Below are 23,047 nucleotides of genomic sequence, written 5' to 3'. Positions count from 1 at the left end.
TGTTTCAGCTATGGTCTAGCTAGGCATAACAATGTGGTACAGCCGATCCACCTTTGCGGTGATTTTTTGTGCTATTCAAGCACAAAAAATCACCACTCTGGTAGCCGGCTGAACTATGTTGCTAGGTGAACTGTAAGAGCAGGGGAGAATATTAATGTTAAACGTAAAACTAGACGAAATCGAAAGTATTGCAATTTTCGAACCTGATGGTGAATTGTCTGAAGCAGACTTCAAGTATGCCGCCAGCATAATTGATCCATATCTAGAAAAATCAGGAAAATTAAATGGCATCATTATCCATGTAAGGTCATTCCCCGGTTGGGACTCATTTTCAGCATTGATAACGCATATGAGATTTATAAAGGAGCATCATAAAAAGATATCTCATGTGGCCTTTGTAACGGACTCGCCAATAGGTGTACTTGCCGAGCATATTTCTAGTCACTTTGTCAGTGCGGAAATCAAGAGTTTTACCTTCGGTGAATTAGAAAAATCAGTGAAATGGATATCAGGTGATAATGATGAGTAAATCACCATACAAGCGCATCAGCCGCAAGCGTAGGTCGCGCCCCCCTGCGGGAGCGCGGATTGAAACTCCGCTTTTGTGCCAGGGGCGGAGTCAAACTGCGCAAAAAATGGCGGAAAAGCGATGGGGCTGGGCGACCCCTTCAAAACAAACCTCGGGTAAGAAAGCCATTGACCACCAGCATCAGCAGTATCAGGCCGATGCCGAGCAGGGTGAAGCCGAACAGGTGGGAGACCCGGTTCCAGGTTTTGGAGGGCGGCGCCACCAGGTGTTTCTCTAGTTCGCCTGATGCCTTTAGCCGTTCGTACTCTTCGGGGCGCTCTTCCTTCAACTCTTCCAGATCCCAGGAGCCGGTGAACATCACCGTGTCGAGCGGGAATTTGGCGGGGCGGAAGTGGTTGTTAAAGAAGTGCACCACGAACAGGGTCATCACCGCCAGGAACGCCTCCAGACCGTGGGCCAGGGTGGCGACGTTAAAGATCCAGCCCGGTAGTACCTGGCCGATTGATTCGGCGAACCAGAGCAGGATGCCGGAGACACCGATCACCAAGGCGCCCCAGTAGACCGCCCAGTAGTCGAACTTCTCCCAGTAGGTCCAGCGGTCGAAACGAGGCTGCTTGCCCTTGCCAAAATACCAGCGGAACTGCCCCTTCATATCCTCCCAGTCCCTCCAGCGGGGCAGCAATGAGTCGGGGCCGAACCAGTCAAACTCCTTGTCCTTGAGCAGCCGCATCAAGACCACCGCGGCATGGCCAAAGATGGTCAGCAGGAAGATCACCCCGGCCCAGTGGTGCAGATCGTTGAGCAGCTCGGGGCCGCCGAAGAGTGGCACTACCATCATCGCCCAGCTGGTGTTGGGGTACATCACTACCATGCCGCTGAAGACCAGCGACATTAGCGACAGGGCGAGCATCCAGTGGTTGACCCGCCAGTACCAGCTGAAGCGGCGGAAGTGGACGCCACTGTTCGGCTTTTTGTGCTTCACCCGTACCGGATAACTGAAGGAGCCATCCCGGCGATAGATCACCGGGCGTTCTTTCTTCTCACGCCAGAACCAGAGCACCGAGTGCAGGTAGAAGAAGAGGATGACGATGATGATCAGTGCCCCCATGCCTTTGCCGATGAGCCACATGGCTGGGTATTTCTCGAAGTTGCGGGTGGTGGCGTGGGGGTCGTACTTGGCGAACTGTTCATTGGCCTTTTCGTGGCACTTCTGACAGGTCTTCACGCGATTAGCGGGGTTGACCGGTGATCTTGTCTCGCTGACGTGGGTGATCGTATGGCCCTCATGGCAGTCGACGCACTTAGGCGCATCCTGATTGCCGTGCCAGGCCAGCTGACCGTGAGGGCTGGTCATGTAGCCGTCCAGCTCCGCCGCGTGGCATTCGCCGCAGTTTTCGGTTACCACCCGGTGGGCCGGGGTCTTTTCCATGTCCGATACCTGGTGGGAGGAGTGGCAGTCAGCGCAGGTGGCGGAGTCGCCTTTCCAGGGGGTCTTCAGCGCTGCCCCATGCATCGATTGACGGTACTCTTTCAACTGCTTTTCATGACAGGCGCCGCACATCTCTGGCGAGTTGAGTCGATAGGTGCTGGCGCGACTGTCGTCGGAGGGAAAGACGTAGTGCGCGGTATGGCAGGTGGCGCAGGTGGCATTGTTGGCAATGCTTGTGTCGGCGTGGGCCGAGAGGGTGTATTCGCGGGTATGGGTAACCACGCGGGGTGGTTCGGGAGCGAGCCAGGCAGCCCGCTTGCTGGGAACCCAGTCGCCTTTGATGGTCTGGTGGCAGCTGACACAATCCACCGTCTGCAGGCCATCCTTGCGATGTGGCAGCTTTTCCACATCCGCGTGGCAATCGGTACAGGCGAGATGACCATGCACACTCTCGCCCAGTGCGTCGGGGTCCACATGCAGCAGGCGCTTGCCCGCCGCACCATGGTCGTCCTGGGGTACGCTGTAGCCTTTCTGCGCATGGCACTCTTGGCACTCGGTGTCAGGGAACGGCTTTGCATGCAGGGCAAAACTGCACAGGAACAGCAGCAGCGGGATAAGGCTGGAACTACGCATGGAAGATCTCGATCAAGAAGTGATGATGGGGCTTGTTGCAGGGCCGCTAGCGACCCTCCAATAAACCCTCTCGTCCGCCTCCCGATGGGTGTGCAGACGAGAAGGAAGTGCTTAATGACGCTTACTTCTTCGTGCTCTTGTTGAGCATGAAGCCGTGGTTGTCATCATCGCTAGGACGCCAGAACTTGGGCGGCTGCTTGCCGAGATACCAGCGGTGCAGCTCCGACTCCAGGGTGACATTGAGCAGCTTTTCCACCTCATCGGCCCCCTTGGTATTGCCTTCGGTGCGAGCCTCGCGGATGCGATCCTTGATCTGGGGAACCATCTCGATGTAGAAGCGGTGGGCCATCTCGAACATGCCTTCCCAGTGGGCATAGTCGGGGGCGAACATGGCGGCGCCGTGACGGGCGCGGCGGCCCTCGTGGTGCCACAGGTAGAACCAGGTCCACTCCACCTCTTCGTTGAACTTGGTCTTGTCGAGCAGGCCATGCTTCAGCATTGCAGTCACCAGTGCCTTGCCGGGCTTGGCGAATTTCTCATTGTAGAGTTCGACAAAACTGTCCAGCTGCTCGAAGTGGTTCTCCACGGTGCTGCTGCCGTGGCAGTTGAGGCAGACGTTCTTCATGTCCTTGCGGCGCTGCAGCCAGGGTTTGACCTGCTTGCCCTCTTTGATCGCCTTGGCGTCGATCTTGGTGGAGATGGGGGCGCGCAGGTTCCAGGAGATACGCTCTCCGATGTCGTGGCTGATCGGCAGGTCCGGGGTGGCGGACATGTGGCAGGTGGCGCAGGTGGGGGCGGCGGTGTAGTCCTCGCCGACCACCCACTTGGCGGAATCCATGTTCATCTCATCCTCGTGGGCGCGGAAGGCGACGCCGTGGGCCGACTCCTCATAGATCTCCTTCTGCGGATGGTCGGGACCAAGGTGGCAGCGACCGCAGTTGTCGGGGTGGCGGGCCTGCTCGGAATCGAAATTATGGCGCAGGTGGCAGGCGGAGCAGGAGCCCTTGGAGCCGTCCGGATTGATCCGGCCGATGCCGGTGTTGGGCCAACTGGCGGCGTTGAGGCTGCCGTCGGGATTCACTCGCACGATGGAGCCGTGACAGCCGGCACAGCCGATGGTGGTGACCGGTGAACTGCCATTCAGCAGCGGACCGCCCTCGACCACCTCTGCCAGGCGGTTGTCCAGGGAGCCAAGGATATTGCCGGCGGAGGCGTGGTGACTCTTGCTGAACTCCTCCACCTCCTGTTCGTGGCACTGGCCGCAGTCCTTCGGTGAGACGATCACCGAGATCACAAAATCCTTGTGCATGATGGCATCCTTATCGCCCTTATCGGCCTTGTGGCACTCATAGCAGCCCACATTGGCGCCGTAGTGCTTGGAGTGACCCCACTGGTCGTAGATGCCAGCGGTCTTCTCCTTGTGGCAGGAGGCGCAGGTGGCGCTCTCTTTGCTGAGGTGCTTGAAGCCTTTGGAAATTTTCAGCGGGGCCTCTTCCCTGGGGGCCGTGCCGGTCGCCTTCTGTTGATGTGGTTGAGACTGACGGGCCTGCGCCTGCGCCTGCGCCTGTGGGTAGTAGGGCTGTTGCCAGCCATATTGGGGCTGACCGCCATAGGGTCCGTTCACAGCAAATAGTGTAGGTGCCCAGACAAATAGCAACAGGGGTGTAACTGCCACTATCTGTCTGAGCGCCCGGATCGGGTTTCTGTTCATTGTTTTGATGCCTCCACAGGGCGAAAAAAGATCCTGAAAAAAACTGGATGGGGTTAGCTCCGCAGAGCATATAGCAAAAAATATGCCATTCACTTGATGTCGAGTGACTGCATAACAACCGGCTGGTTTTAAAGGTTTTTTTCGGGGTATTCGATTCACTTAGGAAACGCATCAGCCACAGGATGCCTGATCATGGTGCCGTCTGGTGGCGCATGCCCCATAGCAGGGCAGCATTCGCTGGAGAACAAATGCCGCTCTTTCTGCTGCCCGCGACATTGGGCATCAGGGTGGCCAGCAGCTAATGAAATCAACTGGTGAGGAGGGAAAGCATCGCCTCTGCATGAGCCGGATAGCCCGATTATTGGAATAGCAGGCAACGACCGAGCTAGCCGATTCTCCCTTGAGCTGTCATCCGCAAAAGGAGGCAAAAAGTGGACTAACAGACAGGGGTGCGGCGTGATGCTGTCGAGCGCCTTAGTGCAATGATCGCATTGCCAGATATGACTTATGATCTATACTTGCCGATTTTTTAAGTAGGAATGAAATGATTATTTCGGCGGACTCCAGAAATCAAGCCGAGCTGAAGCAGCGACACACGGTTTTTGTGCATCAACTGGAGCTCTTCTACGATGCGGTGAAGCTTACGCTGACGGCCCACGTGGTGAATGGCACCATGTTGCTGTTGTTTCTCCAGGGTGCCGTGGCGCAGGATCTGCTGCTGGGCTGGTATGCCGGGCTGCTTATGCTGCTGCTCTACCGGGGCTATACGCTTTACGGCTACCGACATGAGACCGACAGGGTGCTGCATGCACGGCGCTGGTATTGGCACGCCATGATCGGCGTGGCGTTGGCAAGTCTTGTCTGGGGGGCAGCGGGTTATTTGCTGTTTACGCCGGGGGATCTCTATCATCAGGCCCTGCTTGCCTTTGTTATTGCCGGCATGACCGCGGGTGGGATCACTGTGCTCGCCTCGTTCAGCGAGGCAGCGTTGCTTTTCATTTCGATCGTCCTGATCCCGTTTGTGTTTCGTCTGTTCCAGGCCGGCACAGAGGATTCGATGCAGATGGGGGCGCTAGTTGCCCTTTTTCTTCTGTTGCTGATGATCTCAGCCAGGCGCATCCATCAGACGGTTGTCGAGGGGCTGAATCTGCACTATCAGCGTCAGCAGGCGGAGGAGACGATCATCCGCCAGGCTTTTTATGATGAGCTGACGGAACTGCCGAATCGCCGCATGCTGCAGGATCGTCTGTACCAGGATGTGGCGCGGGCGATACGGCATGGGGTCAATGGTGCTGTGCTGTTTCTTGATCTGGATAATTTCAAGCATATCAATGATTCACTCGGTCACTCGGTCGGGGATGAACTGCTGATCAAGGTCGCATCCCGCTTGCGACACCATCTCAGGGAGGAGGATACCGCTGCGCGTCTTGGTGGGGATGAGTTTGTGGTGTTGCTGACAGATCTGGAGGGGGATGAGGCGCGTATCTCAAGTCGGGTGATGCAGGTGGCTGATCAGGTGCGGATGGCACTTGCCAACCCCTTCGAGATTGCTGGACATGAATTGCATGTCTCAACCAGCATCGGTGTTGCGATCTATCCGGCGGATGCAAAAAACGTGGATGATCTGCTCAAGCATGCGGATACGGCGATGTATCGTGCCAAGGAACGTGGCCGTAATCTGGTGCAGTTCTTTCTGCCGAGTATGCAGGTGGCGGTGAATGAGCTGCTTGCGTTGGAGCATGACCTGCGCAAGGCAATTAGTAGCAGTGGCCTGTTGCTTTACTATCAGCCTCAGGTGCATCGGGATGGGCGGGTCTTCGGTGCGGAGGCGCTGCTGCGCTGGCAGCGGGAGGATGGCAGTATGGTCTCACCGGCGGAGTTTATTCCGGTAGCGGAGGAGACTGGGCTGATCTATTTGATCGGTGGCTGGGTGCTGGAGGAGGCCTGTCGAAATCTGGCTGAGCTGAGCAGCATGGAAGCGGGGTGTGATCTGGTGAGTATTGCGATCAATGTCAGCCCGAAACAGTTTCGCCAGAGAGACTTTGCCGGTCATGTGGTGGCGACGTTGAAACGGTTTGGAGTCGATCCTGGGCGGCTTGAGCTGGAAGTCACAGAGAGTGTGTTGGTGACCGACTATCAGGATACGGCCGAGAAGATGCGCCAGTTGCGGGAATTGGGAGTGCGCTTTTCGATTGACGACTTTGGCACCGGCTACTCATCTATGGCCTATCTGAAGAATCTGCCGCTGGATGCGATCAAGATCGATCAGTCGTTTGTGCGGGATCTCACCACCGATCCCAGCGATGCCTCGATCGTCGAGACCATCATTGTGATGTCGCGCCATTTGGGACTGAAGGTAATTGCAGAGGGGGTGGAGACAGAGCAGACCCTTGAGGTTCTCAAGGCGTATGGCTGTGACAACTATCAGGGTTATCTGTTTGGACGTCCCATGCCATTCGAAGCATTCAAGCAGCGGCTGACGGAGGAGTCGAATACCTCTGTTGATAGAGGGGGCGGCTAGCGTCCTGTGAGGTGTGTTTCCAGTTAGCTCCGGATGAGCCTGGGTGATTCCAAGTTACAGAAGACCTTTGTTGCGCAGAATGGCATCCAGTTCGCCCTCCACCGGCTCCACTCTGGTGCGCCTTTTTCTTGGTTCCGCGATGATTGCCTGTTTCTGCTCGTTGGTTGGCAGTGGTCCATAGATCATCGGGTCCAGGGTTGAATCTTCGATGAATTCCTGTGAATGCTCTTCCATTGGATACCCCTCGTAAACTTGGAATGTATCTAGATTCTGCTTCCTTGTTCGCTTTGCAACTGCGACGCAGTTCTCCTTCTCTGCCTCTTTACTGAGTCGATTCCATGCACCTGGCTCTAATTCAAGCACCTCTCATATGCCGGATTCCGCACTATTTCAGATCGAAAGCAGTTTGGATTTTTTTCCGGTTTTACTCCTGTGTCGCCAGCTGATGCCGAGAATGGTCAGCAGGACTGCAAAAAAGGCGACCGGCGCAGGTTCGGGAGGACGCGGAGCATAGACGAAGAGGGCTGAATGGGACGTTGCCCCCTCCTGAGTGATGATCACCATCTCTCGCCCCTCTCCAACTATTGCAATCTGTGGCCTAGTGTCGGGATCGTCAGGCATGCGATTATCCGACTGCTGCTGCGAGTATGTTGCTGTTGCCGCCGCTGGGTCGCTCTTCTCCCTGTGCAACGACGACAGACTCGGCTGCTGTGCTCGTGCGATGCCTTGCGGTGTGTTGTTGTCGGCGATCACCTGCCAGGAACTACTCAGTAGCACCAAGATCAGGCCCGTTTTGATTATCTGTTTCATGATTGTCAGAGTTTTTGTTGTATCGATCAGGATGCAGATTTCTAATTCTTTCCAGCTCTGCCCTCTACTCAAATCATTGAGCAAGAAGCGTGCACAAAATCGGAAACCGGTAGAGCACAGGTGATGCGGTGAGGTTAGAGATTTAGTTGAGGGATGGGTTGTAAATTTGATCGACACAAAAACCGAATCGGCTTCGTCTGGCGCAGTCAGTTTGGGGTGGGCTCTATATTTTTATTCCCGTCCTGTCTCCTGGAATTAAGGGCTTACTGAAATAATAGGAATTATTATTTTGATTGATGGGGTGCTCTCATGCTGTAAAGCTAGCCGACAGCATTTATTTCTGGCGGTCAGGCGTGTTGCGGGTCGCCTTGGGGATAAGCGCCCCATCGTTTTCTGCCCGATTGGCGAAGTGGTCAGATAGAGGATCTAGGGCTGGTGCCATGAGTCACACCAATCAGATTTGGATCATGCATGTAGACATGGATGCCTTCTTTGCCGCCGTCGAGCAGCGGGATAATCCCGACTATCGCAATCGTCCGGTAGTGGTCGGTGCGCGTCCCGGCGGGCGCGGCGTGGTGGCGACCTGTTCCTATGAGGCACGGCGTTTTGGCGTCCATTCCGCGATGCCGATCTCCGAGGCTTGGCGGCGCTGCCCAGGGGCTGTCTATCTGCGGCCCGATATGCGCCGTTATGCGGCAGTCTCGCGCCAGATCATGCAGATGCTGGGTGAGATATCACCGCTTGTTGAGCCGGTCTCCATCGATGAGGCCTATCTGGATGTCTCCGGTCAGGAGCGCCTGATCGGCCCGCCCCAGGAGATTGCTCGCCAGGCCAAGGCGAGGATTCTGGAGGCTGTCTCGCTCAGCTGTTCGGTCGGTGTCGGCCCAAACCGGCTGATCGCCAAACTCGCATCCGAGTCCGGTAAGCCCGATGGTTTGACCGTGGTGGGGCCGGGTCAGGTGGAGGCCTTCCTCGATCCACTGCCGGTCTCGGAGTTGCGCGGGGTCGGTAGGCGCACCGGGCGTATCCTTGACAGGCTGGGCATTGCCAAGGTGCGCCAGCTGCGCGGCTATCCGTTACAGATGTTGATCCAGCATTTGGGTGAAAAGGCAGGTAGAAGCCTTTATGCCCAAGCTCGAGGGATGGCGTCGCACCGGGTCGGAGTCCGGTCTGCCAGAAAGTCGATTTCGAAGGAGACAACCTTTGCTGAGGATGTGCGTCAGCAGTCGCTGCTGCGATCACGACTCCAGCGGCTATCGGCAGAGGTAGGGCGGTTGGCTCGCTATAAGGGGTTGTCGGGGCAGGTAGTAACTCTGAAGCTGCGCCTAGCAGGTTTTGAAACCCACACTCGGCAGCGGTGTCTGGTGAGTCCGGTGGACACCGATGACCTGATCTTTGCTACCGCCTGGCAGCTCTATCAGGAGAGTCAACTGGTAGGCAGGCCGGTGCGCCTGATCGGTGTCGGCCTGAGTGACTTCGAGCATGGTCCGCAGAGCGAGGATCTGTTCGAGGCGACGCCGGAGCGTCAGATGGTCCGCCAGCGACGTAAGCAGGTTTTTAAGACCCTGGACGAGGTGGCGGCAAAATTTGATAGCACGTTGCTCACCCGCGGATTTTATGGGAAAGGGAAATGAGCCTGCAGATCGACAGCCATGCCTCGATCGACCAGATCCCGGTGGATGCCTGGAATACGCTGGTAGAGGACAACAACCCCTTTCTGCGGCATGAGTTTCTGGCGGCGCTGGAGCACCATGGCTGTGTCGGCCCCGAGTTTGGTTGGCAACCCGCGCATCTGGCGCTTTGGGATGGGGGATGCCTGATCGGCGCTGCTCCGCTCTATCTGAAGCAGAACTCCTATGGTGAGTTTGTCTTTGATCACGCTTGGGCCGATGCCTACCAGCGCAGTGGCCGGCGCTATTTTCCGAAACTTCTGGGCGCCATCCCCTATACACCGACTGGCGGTCAGCGCCTGCTGATCTCCGCTGAGTGCGATGCGGATATGGTGCGCAGGAGACTGGCAGATAAGCTCGTGGAGCTGGCAGAGCGGGGCGGCAGATCATCCGTCCATTTGCTGTTTCTGCAGGATGCGGACCGGAAGGCACTCGATGGACTGGGCTGGATGGAGCGCCTGGGGGTGCAGTTCCACTGGCACAATCGTGGCTATGCTGAGTTTGAAGATTTTCTTGCCAGCCTCACCTCAAAACGACGCAAGAACATCCGTCGCGAGCGGCGGCTGGTGCAACAGGCTGGCCTGGAGCTTGAGTTGCTACACGGCGATCAGGTCTCTGAGTCGGCCTGGCAGCGCTTTGCCGGTTTCTACGCCAAGACCTTCGAAGACCGCTACAGTCTGCCCACCCTCAATGCCGGCTTTTTTGCAGAGGTGGGGCGCAGCCTGGGACGGCAGGTGGTGCTGGTGCAAGCCTATGAGATGGGGGAATGCATCGCTGCGGCCCTGATGTTTCGCAGTGATTCAACCCTCTACGGTCGGCACTGGGGCAGCATTCGGGATTACGACAGCCTGCACTTTGAGGCCTGTTACTACCAGGGCATCGACTATTGCATTCAAGAGGGGCTGCAGCGATTCGAGCCTGGAGCGCAGGGTGAACATAAGATCTGGCGCGGCTTTCTGCCGACCCTTACCTACTCGAGGCACTGGATCGTCGATCCGGTGTTCCGCGCGGCCATCGAGGATTTCCTGCAGCGTGAGCGGATCACGGTGCTGGATTACAAGCGCAGTCTGGAACAGAGCTCTCCCTACCGGTAATAACGCTTCCTTTCAGGGAACGATTTCAGCCTAAGCAGGGTCGATAGAATATTGATCGGCTCTTAATAGGCCAGATGAAATTGATCTGGATCAAATAAAAGTTGACTATTTCCCTTGGTTACTGCTATCGTCTTTACCAAGCAAATTACTCAGGAATTATCCTTTGTGGATTAGAGGTGAGTGAAATGAGGTTGTCTACTAAAGGCCGTTATGCGGTAACTGCGATGCTGGATCTGGCCCTGCACGGCTCGAATGGTCCGGTAACATTGGCGGAGATCTCTGAGAATCAGGGTATCTCTCTCTCCTATCTTGAACAGCTGTTTGCCGCGTTGCGTGCTAAACAGTTGGTCCGCGGTGTACGTGGTCCGGGGGGCGGCTACTATCTCGGCCGGGAGGCAGACGAGATCTCGATCGCCAACATCATCTGTGCGGTGGATGAGTGGGTCGAATTTACCCGCTGCGGTGGCCGGCAAAACTGCAGCAGTGGCAGCCGTTGCCTGACCCATACCCTGTGGGATGAGTTGAGTAGCGAGATTTTTGATTTTCTGACCAAGATCAGTCTTGGTGATCTGATTCGGCGTGGCACCGAGAAGGATCAGAAGGGCGAAGGCGGACGGAAATTCAGCCTGGTGGATGGGACTGACTCCCAAGCCGCCTGAGACCAGTCGGCATCTTTCTGAAGGTTGGTGAGGCGGGACTCTGCATGGAGTCCTGCCTCGCTTTTTCAGCATACGGAATGGGGATTGGGGATTCCGGCCAAAATCCGCTATCATCCGCCAGCCTATTCAGATAGCCGCCGCTCATGGAATCTCTTCGTACGATCGCTGACTTTATCCGCTGGGGTGCCAGTTGTTTCAACCAGGCCGGATTGTTTTTCGGCCATGGCACCGACAATGCGATCGATGAGTCGGCCGCCCTAGTTCTACATGCCCTGCATCTGCCGGGGGAGTTGTCGGAAATCTGGTTGCAGACACAGCTGACCGCCGAAGAGCGGCAGCGTGTCACTGCGTTGCTGCAGCGGCGCATCGAGGAGCGAATCCCGGCCGCCTATCTGACGGGAGAGGCCTGGTTCGCCGGGCTGCGTTTCCATGTGGACCCGAATGTGCTGGTGCCCCGTTCCCCGGTTGCTGAGTTGATTGAGCAGAGGTTTGCGCCTTGGATCGGAGAGGGGCAGCTGGAGCGACTGCTCGATCTCTGCTGCGGCAGTGGCTGCATCGGCATTGCCAGTGCCGTTTATCTGCCGGATGCCCAAGTCGACCTGGCCGACATCTCAGAAGCGGCGCTGGCCGTCGCCGAGAGAAACCTGCATGAATATGAGCTGGAAGGGCGAGTTCGGACTATTCGCTCCGATCTGTTTAGCGGCCTCAAGGGGCAGCGCTACGACGTGATCGTCAGCAATCCACCCTATGTCAGCAGCGAGGAGATGGTTGGGCTGCCGCCGGAGTACCGGCATGAGCCACATCTTGGCCTGGAGACAGGGGAGGAGGGGCTGGAGATTGTGGCTAAAATATTGCGTGAGGCCTCCAGTCACCTGCAGCCATGGGGTATCATCATAGTCGAGGTGGGCAGCAGCGCAGAGACGCTGATGGCGCGTTTTGTCGATGTTCCGTTTACATGGATCGATTTTGAGCGAGGCGGTGATGGGGTTTTTATCTTTACCGCCGAAGAGCTGGCGCAATATCAAAGCTGCTTCACCTAGGCGTGCAGCCGGATAACAGAACCCGGCATGCGCCGGTCATCCATTATTTTTAAGAGTTGGGGGCTTCAATGGCACTGCAACGTGCGCGCAGCGCAGAAGAGTTCGTCGAGTGGATCAAGCAGGCGATGTTCGAGGTGGAAGACCTGCGTGCCTGCTACGAGTACCAGATGGAGGAGTTGGGTCGCTATCCCGCCTTTCTTGATCCGCTTGAAGAGGGAGTGAAGGGACTCTACCAGCTGATGGTCGACGGAGAGTACCGCTTTGGACGGGAGGATCTTCCATTCATCGAGATTGCCAATAAACATGCGGATGATATCCCCTTCAATACCCTGCTTAGGCAGATCAACGAAACTCACAGAAAAGGTATCGACGTGGATGCCCCCTGAGGGGTGCCATGCATACTGAGACTATGCCGATGGATCAATCAATCATCTTCGACCTGGATTTGATCGCCAAATACGACCAGGCTGGACCGCGTTATACCTCCTACCCCACCGCTGTGCAGTTTCATGAGGGGTTCGGTGAGGCGCAGTACCGGGCGCTTGCACAGGCATCCAACGCCAGTGGCCAGCCGCTCTCACTCTATTTCCACATTCCGTTTTGCGACACTGTCTGTTTCTACTGCGCCTGCAACAAGGTGGCGACCAAAGACCGCAGCCTGCCAGCCCAGTATCTGCAGCGTGTCTATCGCGAACTGGAGATGCAGGGACAGCTGTTCGATCGCTCCCGACCAGTCGAGCAGCTCCATTGGGGCGGTGGCACGCCGACCTTCATCAGCCACGCTGAAATGCGTGAGCTGATGGACGAAACCCGGCGCAATTTCACCCTGCTGGATGATGACAGCGGCGAATATTCCATCGAGATCGATCCCAGGGAGGCGCAGGGCGATACCATCAAGCTGCTGCGTGAACTGGGCTTCAACCGGATGAGCCTCGGTGTGCAGGATTTTGACCCCAAGGTGCAGAAGGCGGTCAACCGGATTCAGTCCAAGCAGGTGACCCTGGACGTGCTACAGGCGGCCCGGGATGAGGGCTTTCGCTCGGTCAGTATTGACCTGATTTACGGTCTGCCTTTCCAGAGTCCGGAGAGTTTTGAGAAGACCCTGGATGAGATCCTGGAGGTCGATCCTGATCGACTCTCGGTCTTCAACTATGCGCATCTGCCGGAACGCTTCAAGCCGCAGCGCCGCATCAACGAGGTGGATCTGCCGCTGCCGCAGGCGAAACTCGACATCATGCAGATGAGCATCGAGAAGCTGACCGCGGCCGGTTATGTCTATGTCGGCATGGATCACTTTGCCAAGCCCGATGATGAACTGGTGATCGCTCAGCAGGATGGCACTCTCTACCGCAATTTTCAGGGCTACTCAACCCATGCGGATTGTGACTTGGTGGCGATTGGTGCGACCTCGATCGGCATGGTGGGGCCAAGCTATGCGCAGAACATGCGCACGCTGGATGAGTACTACGATCGCATTGATCAAGGGCGTCTGGCGGTATTTCGAGGCGTGGAGCTGAGCACGGATGATCAGTTGCGGCGCGATGTGATCACCCGCCTGATCTGCCACTTTACGCTCGATTTTGCGTCAGTGGAGTCCCGCTGGAGGATCCGTTTCAGCGACTACTTTGCGGCCGAAATGACGAATCTGCAGGGCATGGCGAACGATGGATTGCTAGAGATCGCGGCAGATGGTATCCATGTGTTGCCAAAGGGACGGTTGCTGATCCGCAATATATGCATGCGGTTTGATGCCTACCTAAGCTCGAAAGAGTCGATGGGCAGCTTTTCCAAGGTTATCTGATCCCGCTGAAATGACCGGAGGGATTGTGCGTTCCAGGGAGGGAGCAGAGTTGGAGTTGTACGGGAACAAACTTGCCGAGAGAATAAAATATCACCCAGTAAACGGCCCCTGTTCACATTTTTTGTCTATTCTTGTTTGCAGACTTACGCATCTGCGTGGGATCATTGGCGCGCTGCTAATGCGCTAGATTCCTGTTGCGGTCCGTAAGTATCTCAACTCAAGCAGCACATCGGTAAACGGAACTAATAACCATTAAAAAGAGGCCGTATGTTCGACGAGAAATCTCGTGAAATCAGTCGGTTGTTGTTTCTTCTGGACATCCTGCTGACGCTGTTCATTTTTGTTGTTTCGGTCCGGCTTTATCCCCTCATCACTGCAGGCGACACAGTAGACGATATGCGTCACTTTGCCCTGCTGCCGCTTATCTGGGTGCCTCTTCTCTATTCCCTCTCGGTCTTTGGAGCCTATCGCGGTCTGCGGGTGATCTCCATCCCTTCCTATGCATGGAAGGTCATAAAGGCGATGGCAATTAGCCTGGCAGTGCTGTTAGGCATGCTGTTCCTGCTGAAGATGACGTTCGTCAGTCGTCAGGTGATCCTGACCTTTGCCGTGATGAATCTGGTGATGCTGGTGGCGGTTCGGGCCGGGTTGATCTGGTGGTATTTCCGCCATTCGGTGCAGCGGGGAGAAAACTGTCTCAAGGTGCTGATCATCGGCATCGGAGGCCGTGCCCAGCGCTTGACCGAGATGCTCGACCGCCATACGGAGTGGGGTATCGACATCATCGGTTATCTCGACACCGATCCCGACCACGTTGGTAAGGAGATCATGGGCAGCAAGGTGCTTGGCACTGTGGCTCAGGTCGGTGATGTGTTGAACGGCCAGGTGATCGATGAGGTGATCCTGGCGGTGCCGCGCAGCCGCCTCAGCCATATGGAAGAGATCGTCAACGCCTGTGAGGAACAGGGTGTGCGCTTCCGCTTCATGGCCGATGTCTTCGACCTTGAAGTGGCACGCACGCGTCTGGTCGAGCTCGATGGCATCCCACTGCTCACCTTCGATCCGGTGGCGCAGAATGAGGGCATGCTGCTGGCGAAGCGTTTCATGGACCTGCTGCTGGTGCTGGCGGCGATGCCGGTTGTGGCGCCGGTGATGGGCTTGGTGGCCCTCGCCATCAAGCTTGATGATGGCGGTCCGGTGTTTTTCAAGCAGGAGCGGGTAGGGCTGCGCAAGCGCCTGTTTCCTATGTATAAATTCCGTTCGATGGTGGTGGATGCCGAGGCTAAACTGAAAGAGATTGAACACCTGAACGAGGCTGAGGGCCCGATCTTTAAGATCGAGAAAGATCCCCGCATCACCCGGGTCGGGCATTTTATCCGCAAGACGAGTCTCGATGAGCTTCCGCAACTGCTGAATGTACTGCGCGGACATATGAGTCTGGTGGGGCCGCGTCCAATGTCACAGCGCGATGTGGGACTCTTCGAGCGGGGTATTCAACGCAAGCGTTTCAGTGTCAAGCCGGGCCTGACCTGTCTCTGGGCGATCAAGGGCCGCAGCAGGCTGACCTTTGAACAGTGGCTGGTGCTCGACCTGCAGTATATCGATGAGTGGTCCTTGTGGCTCGATCTGAAGATTCTGTTGTTGACTGTGCCCGTGGTCCTGAAGGGTAGTGGTTCAATGTAATGGGCGACCGTTCGGACGCTCCCAATTAATTCTTAACAACCTATATAAACTCTAATGAATGCAGAAGCTACGGTTGATCTTTTTGGAATTCCGGTGGCTACGGTCAATATGTCGCAAGCGCTCGATCGGGTGCATCAGGCGATAGAGACACATCAGCCGCTTCAGATCGGTGTGGTGAACGCGGCCAAAGTGGTCAATATGGGAAAAAATCCCGAGCTGAAAGAAGCGGTGCTTTCGTCCGATGTGATCTTCGCCGATGGTGCGGCGATTGTGCTGGCAGCCAAGGTGCTCGGTCATCCCCTGCCTGAGCGGGTGACCGGTATCGATCTGATGTTTGGCATGTTTGAGCGTGGCAAGGATCTTGGCTACCGGGTCTATTGCCTCGGTGCCACGGAAGAGGTTTCGAAGCAGGTGGAAGAGAACATCGCCCGCGACTACCCGGGATTGATCCTGGCAGGCCGCCATCACGGCTACTACGGCGAGGACGAAGAGCAGGCCATCGCTGAGGATGTTCGTGACTCCAAGGCCGATATCCTGTTGGTGGCCATGACTTCGCCTAAGAAGGAGAAGTTTCTAGCTAAGTGGATGGACTTCATGAATGTGTCTGTCTGCCATGGTGTGGGCGGGTCGTTCGATGTCTATTCCGGCAAGGTGGAGCGGGCGCCGGAGATGTGGCAAAAGTATGGACTTGAGTGGCTCTATCGCGTCAAACAGGAGCCTGGCCGGCTTTGGAAGCGCTACCTCTTCACTAATATCGAGTTTCTGTGGCTGCTGCTTAAAGAGCGGTTGTTTCCCAAAAAGCGGTAGGTGTGAGTGCAGCAGATAATTTCTGCTTGAGGATGGAATCAAAGATCTTGCAAGCGACCAAAGAGGCGTGCAGGGAAGAGAGGCGGTGGATTGCAAAACGGGCCTCTAAGAAACCGATTTAATGTGAGGAGAGAGATACGTGAATTCTGGATCGAACGGTGGGGCTGCCACCGGCAAGCGCAATCTGATCTACATCATGTCACCGAGCTATGCGGGCTCGACCCTGTTGACATTCCTGTTGGCTACCCACCCAAAGATCGCAACCATCGGAGAGCTGAAGGCGACCTCGATGGGCGATCTGGATGTCTACAATTGCTCCTGCGGTAAGCTGATTAAGGCGTGTGGTTTCTGGGGAGACGTGCAGAGAGGCATGGCTGAGCGTGGGCGTTCTTTCTCTCTGGAGCAGTTTGGCACCAGTTTCGAATCCGATTCTGGGCTCTGCAACAAACTGATGCGCGCGGCAGTGCGTGGCGGTCTGTTTGAAACCGCCAGGGACATCGGATTTGGCTTGATGGGTGGTTGTCGTAAGGAGCGGGATGAGATCCTGATGCAGAATCGTGAGATCATCGATCTGGTCATCGATCTTCAGGAGGGAGACACCTTTCTTGATGGTTCGAAAGACCCGGTCCGTCTGAAACTGATGCATCAGAGTGGGCTGTGGAATATCAAGGTGATCAATTTGGTGCGCGACGGCCGGGGAGCCACTAACTCGATCATGAAACACTACGGTGTTGACATGGAAGAGGCAGTCAACTCCTGGGTTTTTACCTCAAAGGAGATGCAGCAGACCGCGGCCCTGTTCAGGGAAGATGAGATCTTCAACATGAAGTATGAAGATCTTTGCCGTGATCCCGACAGGCTGTTGAGCGAGATCTATCGTTTTGTCGGTGTCGATCCGATGCTTGGCAGTGAGGATTTTCGTGGTACCAAGCAGCACATTTTGGGTAACGCCATGCGTCTGAATTCCACTGGCGAGATCCGGCTCGATGAGAAATGGAAGGAAAAACTGACCGAGGCAGAGCTGGAGATCTTCGGGCGTATTGGCGGTGAGATGAACCGCTTCCTGGGATACCAGTAACCCCTTCTGTTTTCCCGGTATGGAACAGCATTCTCTGCTCCATGCCGGGGCCATCAGCGATTCTTCAGTGCCTTGATCGCCTTTGCATGGCCTTGGGCGGCCGCCCGCTGGATCCACTGCATCGCCTGCTGGTCGTCTTTTTCCACCCCAAATCCGTGATGATAGAGATAGCCAAGGGTATATTGGGCGCGGGCGTCACCGGCCACGGCGACCGGGAAGAGCAGATGGAAGGCGCGTTCATACTCCTTCTTTTTATACGCTTCTTCGACCTTCTCCATCACCCAGTCGGGGTTGTTGAGTTGCTCCTCCTGTTGCGTTGTACTGCTGCATCCAGCGAGCAGCAGCAGACTCAGTGGGATTGCAGTGAACAGGCTTGTTGCGTGTGTTGCGCTTTTCATCTTGATTTAAGTGTTAGCCGACAAGTTGGTTGAGGTCAAAGATGGGCAGCAGAATGCCCATGACGATTACAGTTACGATGGCGCCCATTACTAGGATCAGGATCGGCTCGAACAGGCCGAGAAGCGTCGAAATGAGCGACTCGATCTCCTTCTCCTGAATATTCGCTGAGCGCTCGAGCATGCCTTCCAGATTGCCGCTCGATTCGCCACTGGCCAGCAGGCTCAGGGTCAGCGGAGGGAAATAGCCGGTCTTCTCCAGCGCCGTGTGCAGGCTACTGCCCTCACGAACACGTAGCGAGGCCTCTTCGACTGCAGCGCGCATCGGCAGGTTGGTGACTACCTGGGAGGCGATTCGCAGTGCATCCAGAATCGGTACGCTGCTCGCTGCCATGATGCTCAGGGTGCGGGAGAAACGTGCCGCATTGGCGCTGCGTGTCAGCCTGCCGAGCAGGGGGATGTGCAGGATGATCTTGTGCCAGGCGAGACGCGCGGCGGGGCGTTTCAGGGTTATGTTGACCGCCAGTCCAAGCAGTAACAGCAGCACCAGAATGGTGAGTCCATGGTCGCGGAAGATGTCACTGGTGGCGATCAGGAGCTTGGTGATCAGCGGCAGTTCCTGGGCCATATTGTCGAACATGCGGGTGACTTGAGGCACGATGTAGGTGAGCAGACCGGCGACGATCAACACTGCGACGATGGTGAGCAGGGCTGGGTAGAAGAGCGCTAGAACGGTCTTTTGATGCATCTGCTGGCGCATCTCTGTGTAGTCGGCCAGACGCTCTAGCACCAGGTCGAGATGCCCCGACTCCTCACCGGAGGCGACGGTGCGAATATAGAGTTCCGGAAAGATGCGCGGGAATTCACTGAGGCCGTCGGCGAGGCTTCTGCCTTCTAGTACCTTGGCCCGGACCGCGAGCAGAATGTGCGAGATATGGCGTTTCTCCGACTGTTTGGAGACCGTCTTCAATACCTGTTCAACCGGCAGGGCCGCTCTCAGCAGTGTCGCCATCTGCCGCGTCAACAGTGCCAGCTCCATCGGGCTGATGCCCCGCTGCAGGGTAAAACGACGGCTCTGGGTGGCACTGGCACTGGCGCTGGCGGTGCTGACAGAGAGCGGGGTGAGGCCGCTCTCGCGTAGTTGCTGGCGGATCTGGCGTGGGCTATCGCCCTCCAGCATTCCCCGTTTCTCTTTTCCGGATCCATCGAGGGCTATGAATTCAAAGGCATCCAAGATCAGCTCTCCTGGGTGACGCGGATGATCTCGTCGATAGTGGTATCACCTTCGAGTACCCTCCGCATGCCGTCCTGACGGATGCTGGAGCAGGATTTTCGTACGTGCTCGAGCATCTCCTGTTCGCCTTCCCCCTTGTGGATCAGGTGGCGCAGGGTCTCGTCAACCAAGATTAACTCGTAGATGCCGGTGCGCCCCAGATAGCCCTGATTGCGGCAGTGCTCGCAGCCTTCGGCAGTATAGATGGTCGCCTCCTGATCGTCGCTCAGACCGAGCAACTTCCGCTCCTGCTGCGTCGGGGTGCCAGGTTTCTTGCAGTGCTGGCAGAGGGTGCGGACCAGCCGCTGTGAAAGTACTGCCAGTAGGCTGGAGGAGAGCAGAAAGGGCTCCACGCCCATGTCACGTAGCCGGGCGATGCTGCCGATGGCAGTGTTGGTGTGCAGGCTCGACATCACCATGTGACCGGTGAGACTCGCCTGCACTGCAATCTGCGCGGTCTCCAGATCGCGGATCTCACCCACCATCACCACATCGGGGTCCTGGCGCAGAATGGCGCGCAGCCCGCGGGCGAAGGTCAGGTCGACCTTGGTATTGACCTGGGTCTGACCGATGCCATCGAGATTGTACTCGATCGGGTCTTCCACGGTGACGATGTTGCGGGTCTGGGTGTTGAGCCGAGTCAGGGCCGCATACAGGGTGGTGGTTTTACCGGAACCGGTCGGTCCGGTGACCAGGAAGATGCCATGGGGGCGCTTGATTACATCCGGGTCGATCTGCTGCAGCATGGCGGATTGCATGCCTAGCTGGCTGAGATCGAGTTTGCCTGCCTGTTTGTCGAGCAGACGCAACACCACTCGTTCGCCATAGCTGGAGGGCAGGGTGGAGACGCGCACGTCCACCGGACGGTTGCCGACCTTGAGGGAGATGCGGCCATCCTGAGGCACGCGCTTCTCGGCGATATCGAGTTGTGCCATGACCTTGATGCGGGAGATCAGATAGGGGGCGACATTGCGCGGAGGATGCAGCACTTCGCGCAGTAGCCCGTCGACGCGGAAACGCACCACCAGGCGGTGCTCGTAGGGTTCGATATGGATATCCGACGCCTCCTCCTTGATCGCCTCGGTGAATAGCGCGTTGATCAGGCGGATGATCGGCGCGTCATCCTCGCTGTCGAGCAGGTCCTCTGGCTGGTTGAGGGCACGGGCGGCATCGTCCAGATCCAGGTCGTCGCCCATGGTCTCCATGATCTTGGTGGACTGGCCGGAGCCCGATTCGTAGAGCATCGAGAGTTTCTTGTCGAACTCCTCCTCACTGATCTCCTGCATGACAAACGGCTGTCCAAGATAACGGCGCAGCTCGTTGAATATGCTAACCGGGACCCCCGCCTTATGGAGTACCCGGGTCTGCTGCACCAGTGCGTCGACAGTCACCAAAACTCCCTGGCGACGGGCGAAGATGTAGGGGATTTCGTCTGGTCGTTGGGGCGGGGTGGGAATCAGCCGACTGGGTGCGTCGACTGATTCGCTTGCCTCTTCCAGGGGGTGGGTCTCACTCATTATTGCTGAGTCGCCAGTTATTGGGCACTGTCGCTATCCTGATCCCCAAACGGGTAGGGCAGCGCGTTGAAACGGTCAGGCAATACAGGTGCTTCCTGATCCGGCATCAGATTGACCCCCCGTTGACGCAGATCCATCTGCTGGGCGCGGAAATAGTTGTATTTGTCGCTGGTGACCGATGCGTGGGTCGCTGCGTCGCGTACGATTATCGGGCGCAGAAAGACCATCAGGTTGCGTTTCACCTTGATGGTGTTTCTGGCACGGAATAACACACCGACCCCGGGGATATCGCCGAGCAGCGGCACCCGCTCATCGACCTGCTGCAACTGCTCGTCGATCAGGCCGCCGAGCACGATGGTATGGCTGTCTTCCACCATCACCACGGTCTTGATGGTGCGCTTGTTGGTGACGATATCGGTGGTGCCGGCGCTGGTGGTGGGGTCGATGCTCGACACCTCCTGTTCGATGCTCAGCTGAATCGCGTTGCCCTCGTTGATCTGTGGTGTGACTCGTAAGGTGAGGCCCACATCCTGACGCTGGATGGTCTGGAACGGGTTGACCGAGGTGCTGGAGGCGCCGGTGGAGGCATATTGGCCGGTGAGGAAAGGTACGTTCTTGGCGACCACAATCTCGGCCTCCTGGTTGTCCAGGGTCAGGATGCTCGGGGTGGAGAGGATGTTGGATGAGCTGTCACTCTCCAGTGCCCGGATCAGCATGGCGAAATCGACGCCAGAACGGGTGAACTTCCCCAGCCCAATCAAGGTGCCTGAAGGAATGGATGGAAGCACTCCTGCGGCGGCTGCACCTGCGATATCACTGATCTTCGGCGTGCCAAGGTTAATGATGCCCACCGGCGCTGTGTTGCCGGAGGGTGAACCGTCGACGATCCACTGCACGCCCAGATCCTTGGTCTTGTCGAAGGAGACCTCGGCGATGATCGCTTCCACCAGCACCTGGGCGCGGCGGATATCGAGCTTTTTGATGATGCCCTGCAGGCTTCTGAAGATGTCGGGTGGCGCGGAGATGATTAGCGCGTTGGATGACTCGTCGGCCTGGATATTGACCGATGTCTTCTTCGCCTTGGGAGTGCCAGCCTTGCGGTTCTGGTCGATCGAATCGCTAACGCCGGTCAACACGCTCACCATGTCTTTGGCGTTGGCATAACGCAGATAGATGACCTGGGCGTTGCCCTCATTCTCGAACGGGGTGTCGAGGTGTTCGATGACCACCCTGGCGCGCAGCCGGGCAGTGCGCCCACCAGTCAACAGGAGGCTGTTGGTGCGTTCGTCGGCGACCATCTTGATCGGGGTGGCCCCGCCCTTTGCCTGATTGCCCTGCAGGCTGGTGAGAATGCGTACCACCTCGGCGGCCGATGCGTGTTGCAGGGTAATCACCTCCACCGAATTGTCACTTACCTTGTCGATCTGCGAGATGATCTTCAGCAGACGGTCAACGTTCTGGCGGCGGTCGGAGATGATCAACACGTTGGTGGTCGGGTAAGCGGCAAGGTGCCCCTGTTGCGGGATCAACGGGCGCAGGATCGGCACCAGCTGCGCGGCTGCGACATTCTTCACCTGGATGATGCGGGTGACCATCTGGTCACCGGGGAGAACCTCAAGACTCTCGGTCGGGATGCCAACCTGTTTGGCCTTGACGTCGGGTACGATCTTGACGACGCCGCCAGCAGGAACAGTGGAGAAGCCATGTACTTCGAGGATCGAGAGGAAGACTTGATAAAACTCCTCTTTCTCCATCGCGTGGGCAGAGATCACGGTGACTTTGCCTTTGACCCGCGGATCGACGACAAAGTTGGTGCCGGTGTGTTCAGAAACCGTCTTGATTAGCGCATTGATGTCGGCATTGTTGAGGTTGAGCGTGATGCGGTCGGCAAACACGCTGCTGCTTTGCAAAAGCAGTGTCAGTAAGACAAAGCTAAGCAGCCAGCCCAGAGTTCGACTTTTGGGGTTCGGATGTGGTCCCGGAGCATTCATGTTCATGAATCATATCCACTGTGATTGCGGCTCTGAAAGCGCCCGCAAAGGAGCGCGGAATCGATCCGCTCGAGTGTAATAATTCCTTTAATCATCAGTGTGTTATGCATGACGTGTGTAATACTGACAAATGGTAGCAGAAAGCAAAACTGGCGTATATGTCGTGGATGGGATGACGGTCGCGGTTAAGTATGGAGCAGTTACGCATTTCTGGATTCTCTGAATGAATCTGGACAAAACAGATTGGAGGTAAAAATTTGTCACTTTGAGGTGTTAATCGCATCGTCGCTCAACGACATCCTGTCACCGCGACACTTGCCAGCTATTGCGACCGACAGCATGGATGCAGGAGGTAGAGCCACGCATGGAGCGGTTGTCGAGATTAACAACGAAAAAGCGGCAGATT

Annotated in this window: 19 protein-coding genes; 11 read left to right on the top strand and 8 right to left on the bottom strand. The window is 56.7% G+C overall.

Annotated features, from left to right (window positions below; translation table 11 throughout):
• The first annotated feature begins 154 nt into the window (after positions 1-154).
• Positions 155-529: a SpoIIAA family protein gene (locus tag L0Y14_RS09975; protein WP_039960307.1), complete on the top strand. Its 375-nt coding sequence runs from the start codon at positions 155-157 to the stop codon at positions 527-529.
• 139 nt (positions 530-668) lie between these two features.
• Here the strand turns inward: L0Y14_RS09975 and L0Y14_RS09970 are convergent, their stop codons facing one another.
• Both L0Y14_RS09970 and L0Y14_RS09965 read right to left on the bottom strand, forming a co-directional pair.
• Positions 669-2,591, bottom strand: a complete 1,923-nt coding sequence (locus L0Y14_RS09970) for a cytochrome b/b6 domain-containing protein (RefSeq protein ID WP_005964090.1) — start codon at positions 2,589-2,591, stop codon at positions 669-671.
• Between the two features lie 121 nt (positions 2,592-2,712).
• Positions 2,713-4,302 carry a multiheme c-type cytochrome gene (locus L0Y14_RS09965; protein WP_083825170.1) on the bottom strand — a complete coding sequence of 530 codons (1,590 nt, stop codon included), beginning with the start codon at positions 4,300-4,302 and terminating at the stop codon, positions 2,713-2,715.
• A gap of 544 nt (positions 4,303-4,846) precedes the next feature.
• Here L0Y14_RS09965 and L0Y14_RS09960 point away from each other — a divergent pair.
• Positions 4,847-6,823: a putative bifunctional diguanylate cyclase/phosphodiesterase gene (locus L0Y14_RS09960; protein ID WP_040819789.1), complete on the top strand. Its 1,977-nt coding sequence runs from the start codon at positions 4,847-4,849 to the stop codon at positions 6,821-6,823.
• A gap of 54 nt (positions 6,824-6,877) precedes the next feature.
• On the opposite strand, the gene L0Y14_RS09955 is transcribed toward L0Y14_RS09960, so the two are convergent.
• Together L0Y14_RS09955 and L0Y14_RS09950 are read right to left on the bottom strand one after the other, a co-directional pair.
• A complete protein-coding gene (locus L0Y14_RS09955) occupies positions 6,878-7,186 on the bottom strand; it encodes a hypothetical protein (protein WP_005964084.1) in 309 nt (102 codons plus the stop codon).
• Between the two features lie 27 nt (positions 7,187-7,213).
• Entirely contained in the window at positions 7,214-7,810 is a 597-nt protein-coding gene (locus L0Y14_RS09950; RefSeq protein WP_005964082.1) for a hypothetical protein, read from the bottom strand.
• Positions 7,811-8,073: 263 nt separating this feature from the next.
• On the opposite strand from L0Y14_RS09950, the gene dinB reads away from it, so the two are divergent.
• From dinB to L0Y14_RS09905, 9 genes are all read left to right on the top strand, one after another.
• On the top strand, positions 8,074-9,267 hold the full coding sequence (gene dinB / locus L0Y14_RS09945) for a DNA polymerase IV (protein ID WP_040819788.1): 1,194 nt from the start codon (positions 8,074-8,076) through the stop codon (positions 9,265-9,267).
• Positions 9,264-10,397 carry a GNAT family N-acetyltransferase gene (locus tag L0Y14_RS09940; RefSeq protein ID WP_006475255.1) on the top strand — a complete coding sequence of 378 codons (1,134 nt, stop codon included), beginning with the start codon at positions 9,264-9,266 and terminating at the stop codon, positions 10,395-10,397. Before dinB ends, L0Y14_RS09940 begins: the two co-directional genes overlap by 4 nt.
• Before the next feature lie 185 nt (positions 10,398-10,582).
• Positions 10,583-11,056 (top strand): Rrf2 family transcriptional regulator, encoded by a 474-nt coding sequence (locus L0Y14_RS09935; protein WP_039960304.1) that lies wholly within the window; start codon positions 10,583-10,585, stop codon positions 11,054-11,056.
• A gap of 143 nt (positions 11,057-11,199) precedes the next feature.
• A complete protein-coding gene (prmB, locus tag L0Y14_RS09930; protein ID WP_006475253.1) occupies positions 11,200-12,096 on the top strand; it encodes a 50S ribosomal protein L3 N(5)-glutamine methyltransferase in 897 nt (298 codons plus the stop codon).
• A gap of 68 nt (positions 12,097-12,164) precedes the next feature.
• Complete coding sequence (locus L0Y14_RS09925; protein WP_006475252.1) at positions 12,165-12,482, top strand: hypothetical protein; 318 nt, start codon at positions 12,165-12,167, stop codon at positions 12,480-12,482.
• A gap of 29 nt (positions 12,483-12,511) precedes the next feature.
• On the top strand, positions 12,512-13,897 hold the full coding sequence (gene hemN / locus L0Y14_RS09920) for an oxygen-independent coproporphyrinogen III oxidase (RefSeq protein ID WP_039960303.1): 1,386 nt from the start codon (positions 12,512-12,514) through the stop codon (positions 13,895-13,897).
• Positions 13,898-14,164: 267 nt separating this feature from the next.
• Positions 14,165-15,580, top strand: coding sequence for a sugar transferase (locus L0Y14_RS09915; protein WP_005964060.1), 1,416 nt, complete (start codon positions 14,165-14,167; stop codon positions 15,578-15,580).
• Positions 15,581-15,673: 93 nt separating this feature from the next.
• On the top strand, positions 15,674-16,387 hold the full coding sequence (locus tag L0Y14_RS09910; RefSeq protein ID WP_006475250.1) for a WecB/TagA/CpsF family glycosyltransferase: 714 nt from the start codon (positions 15,674-15,676) through the stop codon (positions 16,385-16,387).
• A 139-nt stretch (positions 16,388-16,526) separates the two neighbouring features.
• A complete protein-coding gene (locus tag L0Y14_RS09905) occupies positions 16,527-17,465 on the top strand; it encodes a sulfotransferase (protein WP_005964054.1) in 939 nt (312 codons plus the stop codon).
• A 53-nt stretch (positions 17,466-17,518) separates the two neighbouring features.
• On the opposite strand, the gene L0Y14_RS09900 is transcribed toward L0Y14_RS09905, so the two are convergent.
• The 4 genes from L0Y14_RS09900 to gspD are packed head-to-tail and all read right to left on the bottom strand — an operon-like array spanning position 17,519 to position 22,647.
• Positions 17,519-17,863 (bottom strand): tetratricopeptide repeat protein, encoded by a 345-nt coding sequence (locus L0Y14_RS09900; protein ID WP_005964050.1) that lies wholly within the window; start codon positions 17,861-17,863, stop codon positions 17,519-17,521.
• Between the two features lie 13 nt (positions 17,864-17,876).
• Complete coding sequence (gspF, locus tag L0Y14_RS09895) at positions 17,877-19,094, bottom strand: type II secretion system inner membrane protein GspF (protein ID WP_005964049.1); 1,218 nt, start codon at positions 19,092-19,094, stop codon at positions 17,877-17,879.
• 2 nt (positions 19,095-19,096) lie between these two features.
• On the bottom strand, positions 19,097-20,650 hold the full coding sequence (gene gspE, locus L0Y14_RS09890; RefSeq protein WP_005964045.1) for a type II secretion system ATPase GspE: 1,554 nt from the start codon (positions 20,648-20,650) through the stop codon (positions 19,097-19,099).
• Between the two features lie 17 nt (positions 20,651-20,667).
• A complete protein-coding gene (gene gspD / locus L0Y14_RS09885; RefSeq protein WP_006475249.1) occupies positions 20,668-22,647 on the bottom strand; it encodes a type II secretion system secretin GspD in 1,980 nt (659 codons plus the stop codon).
• Positions 22,648-23,047 lie beyond the last annotated feature (400 nt).

The sequence above is a fragment of the Candidatus Endoriftia persephonae genome (assembly GCF_023733635.1).
Taxonomy (GTDB): Bacteria; Pseudomonadota; Gammaproteobacteria; order Chromatiales; family Chromatiaceae; genus Endoriftia; species Endoriftia persephonae.
This window is presented reverse-complemented; position numbering and strand designations above follow the sequence as displayed.